The organism is Nonomuraea sp. NPDC005983 (assembly GCF_040614375.1).
Lineage (GTDB): Bacteria > Actinomycetota > Actinomycetes > Streptosporangiales > Streptosporangiaceae > Nonomuraea.
This window is the reverse complement of sequence record NZ_JBEXUP010000195.1, coordinates 1-13,839: the sequence shown is the minus strand read 5'-3', so window position 1 is coordinate 13,839 and position 13,839 is coordinate 1. Positions and strand designations below refer to the sequence as shown.

Annotated in this window: 15 protein-coding genes; 9 read left to right on the top strand and 6 right to left on the bottom strand. The window is 70.8% G+C overall.

Going from position 1 to position 13,839, the window contains the following annotated elements; genetic code table 11:
- The coding region (locus tag ABZ297_RS43165) for a cytochrome P450 (RefSeq protein WP_355359132.1) at window positions 1-993 on the bottom strand (993 nt) is incomplete at its 3' end.
- A 97-nt stretch (window positions 994-1,090) separates the two neighbouring features.
- On the opposite strand from ABZ297_RS43165, the gene ABZ297_RS43160 reads away from it, so the two are divergent.
- Both ABZ297_RS43160 and ABZ297_RS43155 read left to right on the top strand, forming a co-directional pair.
- On the top strand, window positions 1,091-2,176 hold the full coding sequence (locus ABZ297_RS43160) for a TetR/AcrR family transcriptional regulator (RefSeq protein ID WP_355359135.1): 1,086 nt from the start codon (window positions 1,091-1,093) through the stop codon (window positions 2,174-2,176).
- 148 nt (window positions 2,177-2,324) lie between these two features.
- Window positions 2,325-3,104, top strand: coding sequence for a methylenetetrahydrofolate reductase (locus ABZ297_RS43155; protein ID WP_355359129.1), 780 nt, complete (start codon window positions 2,325-2,327; stop codon window positions 3,102-3,104).
- A 202-nt stretch (window positions 3,105-3,306) separates the two neighbouring features.
- On the opposite strand, the gene ABZ297_RS43150 is transcribed toward ABZ297_RS43155, so the two are convergent.
- From ABZ297_RS43150 to ABZ297_RS43135, 4 genes are all read right to left on the bottom strand, one after another.
- Window positions 3,307-3,603 (bottom strand): DUF6204 family protein, encoded by a 297-nt coding sequence (locus ABZ297_RS43150; RefSeq protein ID WP_355359126.1) that lies wholly within the window; start codon window positions 3,601-3,603, stop codon window positions 3,307-3,309.
- 2 nt (window positions 3,604-3,605) lie between these two features.
- On the bottom strand, window positions 3,606-4,244 hold the full coding sequence (locus tag ABZ297_RS43145) for a TetR/AcrR family transcriptional regulator (protein ID WP_355359123.1): 639 nt from the start codon (window positions 4,242-4,244) through the stop codon (window positions 3,606-3,608).
- Window positions 4,245-4,347: 103 nt separating this feature from the next.
- Complete coding sequence (locus ABZ297_RS43140) at window positions 4,348-5,544, bottom strand: hypothetical protein (protein WP_355359120.1); 1,197 nt, start codon at window positions 5,542-5,544, stop codon at window positions 4,348-4,350.
- Window positions 5,541-6,056, bottom strand: a complete 516-nt coding sequence (locus ABZ297_RS43135; protein WP_355359117.1) for a SigE family RNA polymerase sigma factor — start codon at window positions 6,054-6,056, stop codon at window positions 5,541-5,543. Before ABZ297_RS43135 ends, ABZ297_RS43140 begins: the two co-directional genes overlap by 4 nt.
- 116 nt (window positions 6,057-6,172) lie before the next feature.
- Between ABZ297_RS43135 and ABZ297_RS43130 the strand changes: the two genes are divergently transcribed.
- Complete coding sequence (locus ABZ297_RS43130; protein ID WP_355359114.1) at window positions 6,173-6,517, top strand: hypothetical protein; 345 nt, start codon at window positions 6,173-6,175, stop codon at window positions 6,515-6,517.
- A gap of 11 nt (window positions 6,518-6,528) precedes the next feature.
- On the opposite strand, the gene ABZ297_RS43125 is transcribed toward ABZ297_RS43130, so the two are convergent.
- Window positions 6,529-6,966, bottom strand: a complete 438-nt coding sequence (locus ABZ297_RS43125) for a glutaredoxin domain-containing protein (RefSeq protein WP_355359111.1) — start codon at window positions 6,964-6,966, stop codon at window positions 6,529-6,531.
- A 150-nt stretch (window positions 6,967-7,116) separates the two neighbouring features.
- Here ABZ297_RS43125 and ABZ297_RS43120 point away from each other — a divergent pair, with 150 nt between their 5' ends.
- The 6 genes from ABZ297_RS43120 to ABZ297_RS43095 all read left to right on the top strand — a co-directional run bounded on the left by ABZ297_RS43120 (window position 7,117) and on the right by ABZ297_RS43095 (window position 13,679).
- Window positions 7,117-7,581, top strand: a complete 465-nt coding sequence (locus tag ABZ297_RS43120) for a MarR family transcriptional regulator (protein ID WP_355359108.1) — start codon at window positions 7,117-7,119, stop codon at window positions 7,579-7,581.
- Between the two features lie 85 nt (window positions 7,582-7,666).
- Window positions 7,667-8,770, top strand: coding sequence for an FAD-dependent oxidoreductase (locus tag ABZ297_RS43115; protein WP_355359105.1), 1,104 nt, complete (start codon window positions 7,667-7,669; stop codon window positions 8,768-8,770).
- Window positions 8,771-8,828: 58 nt separating this feature from the next.
- Complete coding sequence (locus ABZ297_RS43110; protein ID WP_355359102.1) at window positions 8,829-9,734, top strand: LLM class flavin-dependent oxidoreductase; 906 nt, start codon at window positions 8,829-8,831, stop codon at window positions 9,732-9,734.
- A 216-nt stretch (window positions 9,735-9,950) separates the two neighbouring features.
- Window positions 9,951-10,631 carry a response regulator transcription factor gene (locus ABZ297_RS43105; RefSeq protein WP_355359099.1) on the top strand — a complete coding sequence of 227 codons (681 nt, stop codon included), beginning with the start codon at window positions 9,951-9,953 and terminating at the stop codon, window positions 10,629-10,631.
- On the top strand, window positions 10,628-12,034 hold the full coding sequence (locus tag ABZ297_RS43100) for a HAMP domain-containing sensor histidine kinase (protein WP_355359096.1): 1,407 nt from the start codon (window positions 10,628-10,630) through the stop codon (window positions 12,032-12,034). The genes ABZ297_RS43105 and ABZ297_RS43100 overlap by 4 nt, the downstream gene beginning before the upstream one ends.
- Before the next feature lie 100 nt (window positions 12,035-12,134).
- Entirely contained in the window at window positions 12,135-13,679 is a 1,545-nt protein-coding gene (locus ABZ297_RS43095; RefSeq protein ID WP_355359093.1) for an alpha/beta hydrolase, read from the top strand.
- The last annotated feature ends 160 nt before the right edge of the window (window positions 13,680-13,839 follow it).

Genomic DNA, 13,839 nt, shown 5'->3' with positions numbered 1-13,839 from the left:
GTCGGGGTCGGCGAACACGCGCGGGTCGCGGTTGGCCGAGCCGATCGCGGCCGTGACGGCCTCGCCCTTGGGGATCGGCACGCCGCCGATCTCGACGTCCTCGCGCGGGTAGCGGGGAATGGTCAGCAGCTGCGGCCCGCACCAGCGCATCAGCTCCTCCACGGCGCGCGGCATCAGGCTCGGCCGCTCGCGCAGGACGGCGAGCTGTTCAGGGTGGGCGAGCAGGGCCTGCACGGCGTTGGCGACGAGGTTCGTCGGCGTCTGCCCGGCCAGGACGAGGTTCCAGACGAGGGTCACCATCTCGGTGTCGCTGAGCCTGTCGCCGTCTTCCGCCTGGACGCGGATGAGGCCGGAGAGCAGGTCGTCGCCGGGCTCGTCCTTGCGGCGCGCGACGGCCGCCTTGGCGCCGGCCATGATGCCCGGGATGGCGTCGGCGAGGGCCTGGCCGTGGCCCGACGCGACGGCGGCGCCGTACTCGCGCCAGCGGGGCCGGTCGGAGGCGGGGATGCCGACCAGCTCGCAGATCACCTCGATGGGCAGCGGCCGGGCGAAGCGCGCCAGCAGGTCCACCGCGCCGTCCTCGACCCCATCCTCGACCCCATCCTCGACATGGCCGGGCAGCTCGTCGAGCAGGGCGTCCACGATCGGCTCGATCCTCGGCCGGAACTCGGCGGCGCGCCGCGCGGTGAAGGCGGGCGAGACCAGCCTGCGCAGCCGCATGTGCTCGGGCCCCTCCATCTCCTGCATGGTCCGCATGTAGGCCTGGCAGTCGTCGGGGACGTCGGGCCGCATCATGAAGCTGGCCGCGTTGAGCTCGAAGCGCGGGTCGCTCAGCATCGCCCGCGCGTCCTCGTGGCGCGTCACGGCCCACATCGAGAAGCCGGGGGCTCGCAGCCGCGCCAGCGGCGCCTGCTCGCGGGCGCGCCCGTAGACGGCGAAGGGGTCGTGCAGCAGCTCGGGGCTGGTCAGGTCGATCTCGGGGACGGTGTCCATCGCGCCTCCATTTCAAATGTTAAGACCAGATGCTCTAATCATGTGAATGGCGACGGTATCTTGTATCCGGATCGACGGCAACGCGGCGAGGAGGACGATGGGCCGGCTCACCAGGGCGCAGACCCAGGAGCGCAACCGCGCCAAGGTGCTGGCCGCGGCCAGGGACGAGTTCGCCACGCGAGGCTTTCGCGACGCCAGGATCGACGACATCGCCGAACGCGCCGAGCTCACCCGCGGCGCGGTCTACTCCAACTTCCCCGGCAAGCGCGCCCTGTACTTCGCGGTCCTGGCCCAGGACGCCGAGCACGCCTCCGACCCGCCGCATCCGGAGCCGGGCCGCACCGCCCGCCAGGCGCTCGGCGCGTTCGCCCGCGCCTGGGTCGCCCGGCTGCCCCTGGCCACCGACCAGCAGTACGGCCATGCCCGGATCGGCGTGGACCTGTTGCCGGAGGTCCTCGCCGACGAACGCACCCGGCGGCCGTTCGCGCAGCTGACCAAGCTCCAGGCGATCCTGCTCAGCCTGGCCCTGGAGCGGCTGAGCCCCGGCGGCCGCCTGGTACGGGTCGCCGAGACCGCGCTGACGACCCTGCACGGCGCGAGCCAGCTGGCCGCCGCCGCGCCCGGCTTCCTCGAACCCTTCAACGTCGTGAGGGCCTGCGAGCAGCTGGCCGACCTCGACCTCGGCGACGGGTGGCAGCCCGCGCACCTGCCGCACGTCCCGCGGGCGCGCCCCGTCGCCGAACCGTGGTCGCCGCCGCCCGCGCTCGACGCCGTCCGCGGCGAGCCCGCGCGGCTCACCGATGACGGCGTGGTCGCGATCCTCGGGCTGCACCGGCTGGGCGCCGTGGAGGAAGCGGTGCGCGCCGCGCCCCCCGGCGCCGCCGTCACCGCCGTCCTCGTCACCAGCGCGCCCGACGAGCTGGGGCCGCTGACCCGGCTCCTCCTCGCCGAGCTGCGCGCCTTCCTGCGCCAGGCCTTCCCGCCTGCGGCGTGGCCGCGGCTGCGGGTGGTCTGCGACGAGCCGGGCGTGCTCGCCGCCGCGGCCGGCGTTCCCGCCGTCAGCGACGAGACCGAGACCGCCGTCCGCGTCGAAGGCGGACGGATCGTCGCCCGCGCCGACGGCTACGGCGCCTGCCACGCGGCCGCGTCCAGCCAGAGCGCCCCGGTCAGGCGCCAAGCGTAGCTGAAACAGCCCATGCCCAGGCCGATGGTCAACGCCGCCAGCGCGGGCCGCGCGTGACGGCGACCCAGGGCGGCGGTGTGCCGTGGGCAGCCGCAGCGTGCGGGGGCGACACCAGGATGGCTCGATCGCGTGCCGGTAGGGTCGCGGCATGCCTGATCACCGTTTCGAGCTGGTCTGCGAGATCGAGCCGCCCACCCGTCCCGACCTGACGCGGGTACGCCACCAGATCGGCGTGCTGAGCCCGGTGGCCGACTCCTTCCTCATCCCCGACAACCACATCGGGCGAGCGACCGTGTCGAGCGTGGCGGTCGCGCACGAAGTGCAGGCGATGGGCGCCCGGGGCATCGCGTGCCTGAACTCGCGCGACCGCAACCTGCTCGGGCTGCGCAGGGACCTGCTGACGGCCGCCGCGTACGGGGTGGAACGGTTCCTGTTCGTCTACGGCGACAAACCCACCGCAGGCGGGCGCACCAGCGAGCTGACGGTGCGAAGCATGATCGAAGAGGCGCGCGGCACGGCCGGGGACCCGGCCTTCGCCGGCAGCCCGTCCTTCCAGGTCGGGGTCACGTCCGGGCTGCGTCCGGTGCCCGCCTGGAAGCGCGCGGCGGACTTCGTGTTCGTCCAGGTCAGCTACTCGCTGGAGGCGCTGCTTCGCTGGCGCGAGAGCGTCAGCCTGGACGTCCCCGTCTACGCAGGGGTGATGGTGCTGGCCAGCGCGGGCATGGCCCGCAATCTGGCGGCCGCCATCCCCGACATCGACATCCCCGATCACCTGGTCGAACAGGTGGAGCGGGACCGTGACGCCGGGGTGGAAGCGGCGTGCGAGCAGGTCCTGGCCATCCGCGACAGCGGTGCCTTCGACGGCGTGCACCTGGTGCCGGTCAGCCGGTACCGGCAGGTCGCGGCACGTCTCGAACAGACCTGGTGAACGCTCGCGCTCGCTGAGCCGGGCGAGCACGCCTCCTGCCTGATCGCCTGGCGTGCGCGTACTGCCATCGGGGGTGTCGCCGAGCGCCGGACGACCAGTCCCGCCAAGCCGGACCACCCGGCTCCTCTTGGCGGGACTGGTCGTCCGGCTGCCAATAGAGGCCCGCTGAGCTGGGCGAACTCAACCGCGGGCGTGGAGTGGCTCACCTGCGCCGGCCCTTCTGGCGGATCTTGATCTGCCGCATGTCCGTCACCGCGACCCGCAGGAGGTGGTAGGCGTGGCCGTGCGCGTCCAGCGCTGCGACGGCCTTACGGGTGGCCTCGGGCTCGCCGTCGTCGGGGCCCGCGGGCGCCTGGCAGCGGAAGGTGAACGCCGAGAAGCTCCCGTCGTGGGTGAAGGTTCCCTCCTCGGTGAACGCGGTGGCGCCGGCGGCCTGGACGGCGGCGCGCCCGACGTCGTCCAGCCCGTCGAACTTGCCCCAGATCATCACTCGGAACACGGTCAGTCCTTTCGTAGGGCATAGGTGAGCATGCGCTCGCCGAGCACGTCCTCGGCGGCGTCGAGCAGTTCCAGCACGGCCTCGGCGATCACGTCGGAGCTCTGGCCCGCCGAGGTGCGCCGGCCGATCTCCTGCAGGACCAGGGAGTGCAGCGAGCCGAGTTGCCAGGCCACCACGCGGGGGAGCGGGTCGTCCGGCGCGGCGCCGGTCTCCTCGGCGAGCGTGGCGGCGAGCGCGTCGGTCATCTGATAGCCGAGGTCTTCCAGCCGTGCGGTCAGCGTGGGGGCGGCCCGCATCATCTCCAGGAAGCGGCCGAATCCTTCGGTCAGCCCGAGCCTGCGGTCGCGGCGGCGTGCCTCCTCGCGCAGGTGCTCCAGCACCGCCCGCGCGGCGGACGTGCCGGGCGGGCGGGCGCGCACGATGTCGGCGAGCCGCTGGGGGGAGGCCTCGTCCGGCGGCAGGACGAGATCCTCCTTGGCTTCGAAGTAGTTGTAGACGGTGTTGACCGACACCTCCGCCGCCGCAGCGACCTCGGCGATGGTGACGTGGTCGAAGCCGCGCTCCACGAACAGGCCGGTGGCCACCTCGGTGATGCGCTGCCGCGTCTGCCGCTTCTTGCGCTCCCGCAGCCCCTCTGTCATGGCCAGAAGCCTAACCGCACTGCAAACATCAAGTCGACTGCAAATTTGCCATGGACTCTGCTTGTATCATGCCCCCGGGAACGGACGGCCGGTTAGACCGCTGTCACAGGGTCCCGGGGAAGCCGGGGAGCACGAGGTGGAAGAAGCCCTGAGCGGTGTAGGTGGCGAGCTTCCTGGCCTTGCCCGTCTTGACGTTCAGCGCGTAGGCCGTGAAGGGAGCGTAGGAAGGGTCGAAGCTCGGCGCAGGGGCGTCGACGTCGCGCTTCTTGCACACCAAGGGGGTGGCGAGGGCGATGATCTCTTGAGGGCCGGTCCAGCTGCGCAGGTAGACGGAGTTGCCGGTCATGGACAGGCCCCGCACGGGGACCCTCCGGAGCACCTTGCCGCTCTCCCGGTCCAGGTGCACGAGCTCCTCGCCGCGTCTCAGGCATCCGGTGGCGCCGGGGACGCTCACGCTCTCCACCGCGATGATGCTCTTCCCATCGGGACCGAGCCCGCCGACCAGGTAGTGGCCGGCGACGTCGACGGTCCTCGCATTGCTGGCCGTGGAGGTCTGCCAGAGGCGGCTGATGGTCTGCAGCCGCGTCTTGGGCGCGTACTCCGCCAGGGTGATCGTGTCGCCGTCCGGGGACAGGCCGATGGGGTTCCAGCCGTTGGGCAACGGCCGCACCATGCGCTCGCGCATGTCGAACAGCATGGCCGGGTCCTTCAGCGGCGGTCTCTTGGTGAAGGCCAGGAAGCGGCCGTCGTCTGACAGCAGGAGATGGGCGATGCTGCCGAGCCAGGCCTTGGGCACCTTCGTCGGAGCCGTCTGCACCGCCCCGGAGGCGAGGTCGCGCACCGCGAAGGTGCCGACCTCGGCGTCGTAGTAGGCGATCTTGCGGCCGTCCCGGCTGATCGCAAGAGGGCTGGTCCTGAGCCCGGACTCGAGAACACGCAGCGCCTGCGCCAGCCGGTAGGTCTTGCCACCCTGGGTGACCACCCGCCAGCCGCCGTCCACGCACCCGGGCGGCGCCTTGCCGTCCTCCGGCCGGCAGAACGTCATGTAGGCGTGGCTCAGCGGCTCGATTCCGCGTGCCGGCAGGTCGGTCACAGTCCCGGGGGCGGTGGCCGCGTGCGGCTGCGCCGGCAGCAGTCGTACGGCGGCCGTCGCGGCGAGCGCGGTGGCGATGACCGCGGCGCTCGCCACGATCGGAGCGGCCCTGCGCCGCCGCTCGCGGGTTCTGATCGTCCGCTCGGTCAAGTCCACCTGGGGCGCATGGTCGGCGATGTCGCTCAGCACGGCTCGCAGCCAGGTCATCGGTGTGCTCCCTTCACGTCTTCCATTTCGGCGAACTCCGGCGCGAGCGCCCGTAACCGGGCCAGTGCATGGTGGGCTTGGCTCTTGACCGTGCCGATCGAGCAGTTCAGCAACTTCGCGGTCTCGTGCTCGGTGAGGTCCTCGTAGTAACGCAGGACGATCACCGCCCGTTGCCTGGGCGGCAGCTGCGCGAGCGCCTTCTGCATGGTGAGCCGGGCGATCGTGGACGCCTCGCTGGAGTAGGGCCGCTCCGGCGGCTCGGCGCTCGGCAGTTCGGCCGTCCTGACCCGCCGACGACGCCAGGAGATGTACTGGTTGACCAGCGCCTTGCGGGCATACGCCTGCGGGCTGGCGACGTGCGCCAGCTTGGCCCAGCGCCCGAGCATCTTCACCAGCACGCTCTGCAACAGGTCCTCGGCGAGGTGGGCATCCCCCGCGAGCAGGTACGCCGTCCGCATCAGCGACTGCTGGTGGGCGGCCATGAACTCGCGGAAGCTGTCATTGTGGTTCAAGACGACTCCTCTCGCCTGTTACCGACGTCGGCGAGTGGGTGAAAGGTTGGGCTGGACCGGCCAGGAGACTCCTTCGACCGGCCGCACCCTGGTCGGCACGACCATGCTCTCTCGCGGTGCGGGCGCCGGTGTTCTCGGAGATCGTACGGGCGTTCACCACGGGCCCATCCGGGCTGCGAGGTCACGGTGTACGAGGCGCTCCCTGGCGAGGCGCCGGGCCGGCACTGGTGGCCCGCGGCGAGATCGTCCACCCGACGGCGGCCTCGCTCGCAGACCACTACACCCATCCAGGCGTGTCGGTGATCCCGCTGCGCGGCATGCCGCCCCTGGAGAGCGCGCTGATCTGGGCGGCCGGGCGGGAGAGCGCGGCGATCCGCGCGTTCGCCGAGGTGGCCAGGCGGCTCAGCGGAGTTTCGCGGTGGCAGGCGCCGGACGTCGGGGGCGCGGGCGGGGACGGGTGAACAGCTCCCGATCACGCGGGCGGGGAGAGCTGTGCGCGCACCCATCCGTGATCGGGGTTGACGTGCGGCCGGCCCGCCACCACGACGGTCGGCACGGTCTCATCGCCGTCGTTGGCCGCCCGCACCACCGTCGCGCCGGCCGGGTCACGCCAGATGTCGACCCAGTGCAACCGGCGGGCGCTGCGGCCCAATCGGATCCGCAGTCGCAGGCAGTACTTGCAGCCCGGCCGCCAGTAGACGATCGGCCGGCCGTCGATCGCGCTGCGGCGTTGCGCCTCCACCGCACCGATGGACCTCGGGAACACCAGCGGCGAGTTCAGTCCAGCGATCAGCACAAACATCAGCAGTAGTGACGCGGCTGCGCCGGGACTCCCCGTGACGGCCAGCGCAGCCGCCACGGCCGAGCCGCAGACCACGAACAGCATCGGCAGGATCCACGCGCGCGTCATGATGACGCAGGCTATCGGTGGCGCACACGCGGCGGATCGACGACCCGGGCGTGCGGCCCCGGCGGCCGGGATTCACTGCTGTCCGGGAAGGTTCCCCGAGGCCGCACCCGGAAGCGGTAGTTCGTCCCGCGAATTTGTTAATCTTGGCCAGTGAGCAAGCATGTTGACGGCCCGATCGGGACGGTGGCGGCACTGGTGCGGTCCACGTTCCTGGTGAATGCCGTGTACGCAGATTCCGCCCGTGAGTACGGCCTCACCCAGCAGCAGGGCCAGTTGCTGTGCGTCTTGATGGCGCAGCCGTACGGCATGAGCGAGCTGGGCGCGGTGCTCGGTCTGGCCAAGTCGAGCCTGACCGGCCTGGTGGACCGCAGCGAGCGCAACGGCCTGGTCCAGCGCACACCCGATCCGCAAGACTCCCGTGCGGTGCGGGTGGCGCTCACCGGGCGGGGCGCCAAACTGGCCGATGAGTTCTACGCCGAGACCTGTCGCCGCGTCGGGGAACTGACCTCGGAGTTCGACCCGGCGGAGCGCGACACGCTCGCCGCCCTGCTCGGCCGCGTCGTGGCGGACAACAAGGTTCCCACCGTCTTCATGGAACCGGAGCACCTGCGCTGACCTCGAGAAGGGTTTGCAGTTCGCTCTACGAACTAATATGGTTCGTGAAGCGAACTCAAGCCCTTTTTGTGTTGGAGCGTGAATCATGAGTCGTACAGTCGTGGTCATCGGCGGAGGTTACGGTGGTTCTGCGGTCGCCAAGGCGCTGGACGCCGACGCCGACGTCGTCCTCATCGACCCCCGTGACGCGTTCATCAACTCCGCCGGCTCGCTGCGGGCGCTGGCCCAGCCCGACTGGGCGGGCAACATGTTCTTCCCCTACGACCAGTGGCTCAGGCGCGGCACGGTGGTGCGCGACCGCGCGGTCTCGGCGGACGCCGGCGGCGTCACCCTGGCCTCAGGCCGGCGCGTCGAGGCCGGCTACCTGGTCCTGGCCACCGGCTCCAGCTACACCTACCCCGCCAAGCCCGCCGCCGACTCCGCAGACGACGTCCTGGACGACCTGCGCCGGACCCACAAGGAACTGGCCGGCGCCGAGCGGGTGCTGATCCTCGGCGCCGGGCCGGTCGGCCTGGAACTGGCCGGCGAGATCAAGGAGGTCTGGCCGCACAAGCACGTGACCATCGTCGACCCCGCCGAGCAACTGCTGGCCGCCTTCCCCCAGGAGATGCGCCAGGAGCTGCACCGCCAGCTCGACGAGCTGGATGTCCACCTGCGGCTGGGCACCGGCCTGACCGCACCTCCGGCGAGCGATCCCGGCCAGTCGGCGACCTTCACCGTCACCACCACCGACGGGCAGGAGATCACCGCCGACATCTGGTTCCGCGCCCACGGCGTGCGCGTCAACAGCGACTACCTCGCCGACGGCCGGCTGACGACCCGTACGCCGCAGGGACACGTCCCCGTCACCGAAACTCTCAACGTCCACGGGCACGACGCGGTTCATGAGCACGTCTACGCCATCGGCGACATCACCGACGTCGCCGAGGCCAAGATGGCCGGGTACGCGCTGCAGCACGCCGAGGTGGTGGCCCAGAACATCCTCGCCCAACTGCGCGGCGAGCAGCCGAAGGCCACCTACCGGCCGCTGCCCCACCCCATGATCCTGCTCCCGCTCGGCCCGCGTGGCGGTGTCGGCCAGTTGCCCACCCCCGACGGGCCGGCCGTCGTCCCGGCCGAGACCGTCTCGGCGTACAAGGGGGCCGACCTGTTCACCGGCCGCTTCACCGAGCAGTTCGGCGCCGTCTGACATGGACCACGCGCAGGACGGAGTGGCCGGGCCGAGCTCAACAAGGAAAGGCGGAACATTGTCCGCACACAACATCGTCTTCGGTTTCGGCGCACACCCTGGCATTGACGACATACCCCAGCTGTTGCGCATGGCCCAGCAGGCCGACCAGGACGGGCTCGACATCTTCACCTTGTCCGACCATCCCTACATCGGCGGGCGGCTGGACGCCTACGCCGCGCTCGGCTTCATCCTCGGGCGCACGCAGCACATCGCCGGCTTCGCCAACGTCACCAACCTGCCGACCCGGCCCGCTCCCATGCTGGCCAGGACAGTGACGTCGCTGTCGGCGCTGTCGGGCGGCCGGATCGTGCTCGGCATGGGCGCGGGCGGGCTGTGGGACCGCATCACCGACATGGGAGTACCGCGGCTGACGCCCGGCGATGCCGTGGACGCCTTCGAGGAGGCGATCGTCCTGGTCAAGCTGCTGTCGGGTGGCGGCCCTCCGGTCACCTACCAGGGCAACCACTACCAGGTCCACCAGATCGAGCCCGCTCCCGTCGCCGCGCCGCCCGTGTGGACCGGATCGGTCGGCCCGAAATCCCTGGCCGCCACCGGCCGGGTGGCCGACGGCTGGATCCCCGGCCACGCGGCCGACTGGCTCAGCGAACGCTACCGGGCCTCCCGGCCGATCATCGACGAGGCGGCGGCGTCCGCCGGCCGCGATCCGAGCGAGATCCGCACGGTCTTCAACTTCCCCGGACGCATCACCGACCGGCCGCTGCCCGCCACCCGCGACCGCGACGGCCGCTGGCTCGGCGGCTCCGTCAGCCAGTGGGTCGAGGAACTGACCGGAGCCGTGCTCGAACACGGCGCGTCAGGATTCACGCTCTTCTCCCCAGGCCACGGCGGCCCGGACCACACCCTCCTGGCCCGCTGGGCCCAGGAGATCGCCCCGTCCGTCCGCGAGGCGATCGCGAAGTAGCGCGAAATAACGCGACACCGGCCGCATCATCCTCACCCTCCGCCGCCCCGCCGCCCTGAAGGCCGATCCGGGCAGAGCGTGAGCGTGCCAGGACGAGCCCGGGCCGATCGGCGATGGCCAGCCCCCCCTGCGTCCGGCTGAGATCCCTTTTGGGGGCGCCTTTCGGGATGTGCTGCTTTGAGCTGGCATTGAGGTGGCTCCGGTAAACCTGTGCACATGGAACGACCTGTCAGGGTGCTCGTCGTCGACGACGAGCCCAACGTCCGCGCCCTGCTCTCGCAGACCCTGCGCCTGGTCTCGTTCGAGGTCAGGACCGCCGAGACCGGCATGGAGGCGGTGAGCGCCGCCAGGGAGTTCGAGCCGGACGTCGTGGTGCTCGACGTGATGCTGGGGGACATCGACGGGTTCGAGGTGGCCAGGCGGCTCGGCGAGCGCGTCCCGGTGCTGTTCCTGACCGCCCGTGACGCGGTCGAGGACCGCGTGCGGGGGCTCAGGCTGGGCGCCGACGACTACGTGGCCAAGCCGTTCAGCCTGGAGGAGGTGGTCCTGCGCCTGCGCGCCATCCTGCGGCGCAACCACACCCGGCCCGAGCGCGGGAACGTACTGCGTTACGCGGACCTGGAGCTCGACGTCCAGGCCCACGAGGTACGGCGCGGCGGCGTCCCGATCGAGCTGTCGCCGACCGAGTTCAAGCTGCTCGAATACCTGCTGATCAACGCGGGACGGGTGGTGAGCAAGGCACAGATCCTGGACAGCGTCTGGAGGTACGACTTCGACGGCGACTCCCGCATCGTGGAGTCGTACGTGTACTACCTGCGTAAGAAGATGGACACGGGGGACACCCAGCTGATCCACACCATCCGTGGCGTCGGCTACACGCTCAGGGCCCCACGATGAGGCCCACCACCTGGACGCTGCGCACCAGGTTGGTGATGGCCGTCCTCGGGCTCGTCGCGGTCGCGCTCGTGATGGCCAACGTGGTCGGCATCGTGCTGCTGCACGACACCATGCTGCGCCGGGTGGACGATCAGCTGGAAGACATGAGCAAGGTCCCGCCGCCGGCCGCACAGCTGATCACCCCGCCCCCGTCGAAGGAGCCGCCCCTGCAGGGCATGCTGGCGGCGCGGATCGGCGCCGTCTCGAAGATCTACGTCCTGGGCGCTGACGGCGCGATCATCAGCACGCTGCCGTCGGCGTCGGGGCCGGGCCCCGACCCGAAAGAGGTCCGGGTCGGCGGGCCTTACACGGTGCCGGGGACGGAGGGCCCGTCCTGGCGTGTCAAGGCGGTCACCACGTCCGACGGCTACACCATGGCGTTCGCGCTGTCGCTCGGCGACCTCGAACAGGTCCGGACGTCCGCCGTCGCCATCGCCGTCGCCGTCGGCGTGGTCGTGCTGTTCCTCCTAGGCCTGGCCGCCAACGCCGCGGTGCGGCTCGGCCTGCGCCCGCTCACCCGCATGGAACGCACCGCGGGCCGCATCGCCGACGGCGACTTCGGCAGCCGAGTCGCCGCCCCCGACTGTCACACGGAGACCGGCCGCCTGGGCACGGCCATGAACGTCATGCTCGACCGGCTCGAGTCGGAGATCGCGGCCAGGACCAACTCCGAGGCCCGAATGCGCCGCTTCCTCGCCGACGCCTCACACGAGCTGCGCACCCCGCTCACCTCCGTACGCGGCTTCGCCGAGCTGTACCGCAGGGGCGCCGGCGACACCGGCGAGCTGATGGGCAGGATCGAGGACGAGGCCGCCAGGATGGGCGTCCTCGTCAACGACCTGCTCACCCTGGCCCAGCTCGACCAGGTGCGCCCGCTGGAGCGCCACCCGGTAGACCTGCTGGAGGTGGCCGCCGACACCATCCGCGACGCCCGGGCCCGCGTACCCGACCGGCCGGCCAGGCTCAGCGGGCTCGGCGACAGCCTGGAGCCCGTCTCGGTGATGGGTGACGAGGCCCGGTTGCGCCAGGTGGCCGCCAACCTGGTGGGCAACGCGCTGACCCACACTCCGCATGACGCCGCGATCACCGTCAGGGTGGGCAGATCGGGCGCAGTGGCCGTGCTGGAAGTGACCGACACCGGCCCTGGCGTGCCGCCCGAGCACGTCCCGCGGCTGTTCGACCGCCTCTACCGGGTCAGCAAGGGCCGGTCCAGGGCCGACGGCGGGGCCGGGCTCGGGCTGGCCATCGTGGCGGCCATCGTGCGCGCGCACGGCGGCCGGGTCGAGGTCGACACGGCGCCGGGCCGGGGCGCCACCTTCCGCGTACTCCTACCTGACTCCGAGGCGGCTCCCAGCCCGCTTTGATCTTGGCTCGGCAGATTCTCGGGCCAGGCGCTTTGAACGCTCATCGCGGCAACGCCGCCGTGGGCCCCAGCGTCTGCTGCCCGAATTCGGAAGGAAGCCAATGAAACCCCAGAGTCTCGCCGAGAAGAGACTTCCCGCCGGCCGCTTGACGGCCCTGCTCGCGGGCGCGCTGATGGTGGCGGCGCCGGTGGTCGCGGCCACCCCGGCCGGCGCCGAGGCCAGGACGAGCACGATCGACTGGCAGCAGTGCAAGGACACCCAGGAGAAGGTCGAGTGCGCGACCATCAAGGTGCCGCTCGACTGGTCCAGGCCCAACGGCCAGAGCATCGAGATAGGTCTGTCCCGCCGCAAGGCCGGCAAGCCCGCAGCCCGCATCGGCTCCCTCCTGTTCAACGCGGGCGGCCCCGGTATCTCCGGTGTCGAAGAGGTCAATGGCAAGCGGAAGGTGCTCACGCAGGATGTCTACGATCGCTTCGACGTGATCGGCATCGACCCGCGCGGCCTCAACACCAGCACCCAGATCAAGTGCGACTCCGACCTGGTCAAGAAGGCCGCCGCCGCCAGGTCGGTGGCCTACCTGAGCCAGGCCAACTTCAGCGCCCTGCGGCGGGCCAACACGAAGCTCAGCAACAACTGCCGCAAGCTCACCGGCCCGCTCTATGACCATGTCAACAGCCGGGACGTCGCCCTCGACAACGAGGCGATCCGGGTCGCCCTCGGCGAGGACAAGATCACTCAGATCGGGTTCTCCTACGGGACCCTGGCGATCCAGGCGTACGCCGAGCTGTTCCCCAAGCGCGTCCGGGCGCTGGTCGGCGACGGCAACATGGACCACAGCGTGACCTCCCCCTGGAACTTCCTGGACCTCCAGGTCGGCGCGCTCGAGACGAACTTCAACGCGTTCGCCGACTGGTGCGACAAGACCTCCGGCTGCGCCTTCTACGGCAAGGACACCAGGAAGATCTACGGAGAGCTGAGTGAGAAGGCCAAGAGCGGGGACCTGGTGGACCCGTCCACCGGCGACAAGGTCGACTTCGTCAAGCTGACCTCGATCTCCCAGAACATCAACTTGCCGGCGTTCTGGAAGGACATCGCCGCCACTCTCAAGCACCTCTACGACGGCACCAAGCCGCAGGAGACTCCTCCCCCTCCTCCGGCGACGCAGCCGGCGACGCCCAAGGTGCAGAACTACGTGTCCCAGGCGGTGTTCTGCCAGGACTGGGACTTCGACATCAAGAACCAGGCCGAGGTGAAGAGCCTGAGCGCACGGCTGGCCGAGAAGTACCCCAACATGGAGTGGAACCCCAACACCACCGAGAGCCTGCTGACCTGCGTGGGATACCAGGGCAAGACCACCAACCCCCAGGCGCCCGCGACGGCCAAGGGCACCCCGCCGCTCGTCCTGGTCGGCAACCTGCACGACTTCGCCACCGTGTACCCGTGGTCGCAGGCCGCCGCCAAGCAGATGGGGGCGACCCTGGTCACCTACGAGGGGTACGGACACACCTACTACCCCGGCAACTTCACCCAGAGCAAGTGCATGAACGACGCCATCGACGGCTATCTGATCGACCTCAAGGTCCCGGCCAAGGGTCTCAGCTGCCCGTCCCTCGAGGTCCCGGGCGAGAAAGACCTGCCGGGATGAGCAAACCGGTCTTCGGGCCGTTCCCTGAGGCCTGACGCCTCTGACGACCAGCCGGCGCTGCCGGGATCCGCCTCACGGCGTTCCCGGCCCCCCCCGCGGCGGGGTGGGGGCGGCTGGGAGCCGGCACAAAAAAGGAAAAGGGGCGGGGAGGGGGAAAGTT

Excerpts from the sequence above, each read along its gene's own strand:
- ABZ297_RS43160 (WP_355359135.1), top strand. The coding sequence starts at position 1,091 with ATGGGCCGGCTCACCAGGGCGCAGACCCAGGAGCGCAACCGCGCCAAG.
- ABZ297_RS43155 (WP_355359129.1), top strand. The coding sequence starts at position 2,325 with ATGCCTGATCACCGTTTCGAGCTGGTCTGCGAGATCGAGCCGCCCACC.
- ABZ297_RS43145 (WP_355359123.1), bottom strand. The coding sequence starts at position 4,244 with ATGACAGAGGGGCTGCGGGAGCGCAAGAAGCGGCAGACGCGGCAGCGC.
- ABZ297_RS43140 (WP_355359120.1), bottom strand. The coding sequence starts at position 5,544 with ATGACCTGGCTGCGAGCCGTGCTGAGCGACATCGCCGACCATGCGCCC.
- ABZ297_RS43125 (WP_355359111.1), bottom strand. The coding sequence starts at position 6,966 with ATGACGCGCGCGTGGATCCTGCCGATGCTGTTCGTGGTCTGCGGCTCG.
- ABZ297_RS43115 (WP_355359105.1), top strand. The coding sequence starts at position 7,667 with ATGAGTCGTACAGTCGTGGTCATCGGCGGAGGTTACGGTGGTTCTGCG.
- ABZ297_RS43105 (WP_355359099.1), top strand. The coding sequence starts at position 9,951 with ATGGAACGACCTGTCAGGGTGCTCGTCGTCGACGACGAGCCCAACGTC.
- ABZ297_RS43100 (WP_355359096.1), top strand. The coding sequence starts at position 10,628 with ATGAGGCCCACCACCTGGACGCTGCGCACCAGGTTGGTGATGGCCGTC.
- ABZ297_RS43095 (WP_355359093.1), top strand. The coding sequence starts at position 12,135 with ATGAAACCCCAGAGTCTCGCCGAGAAGAGACTTCCCGCCGGCCGCTTG.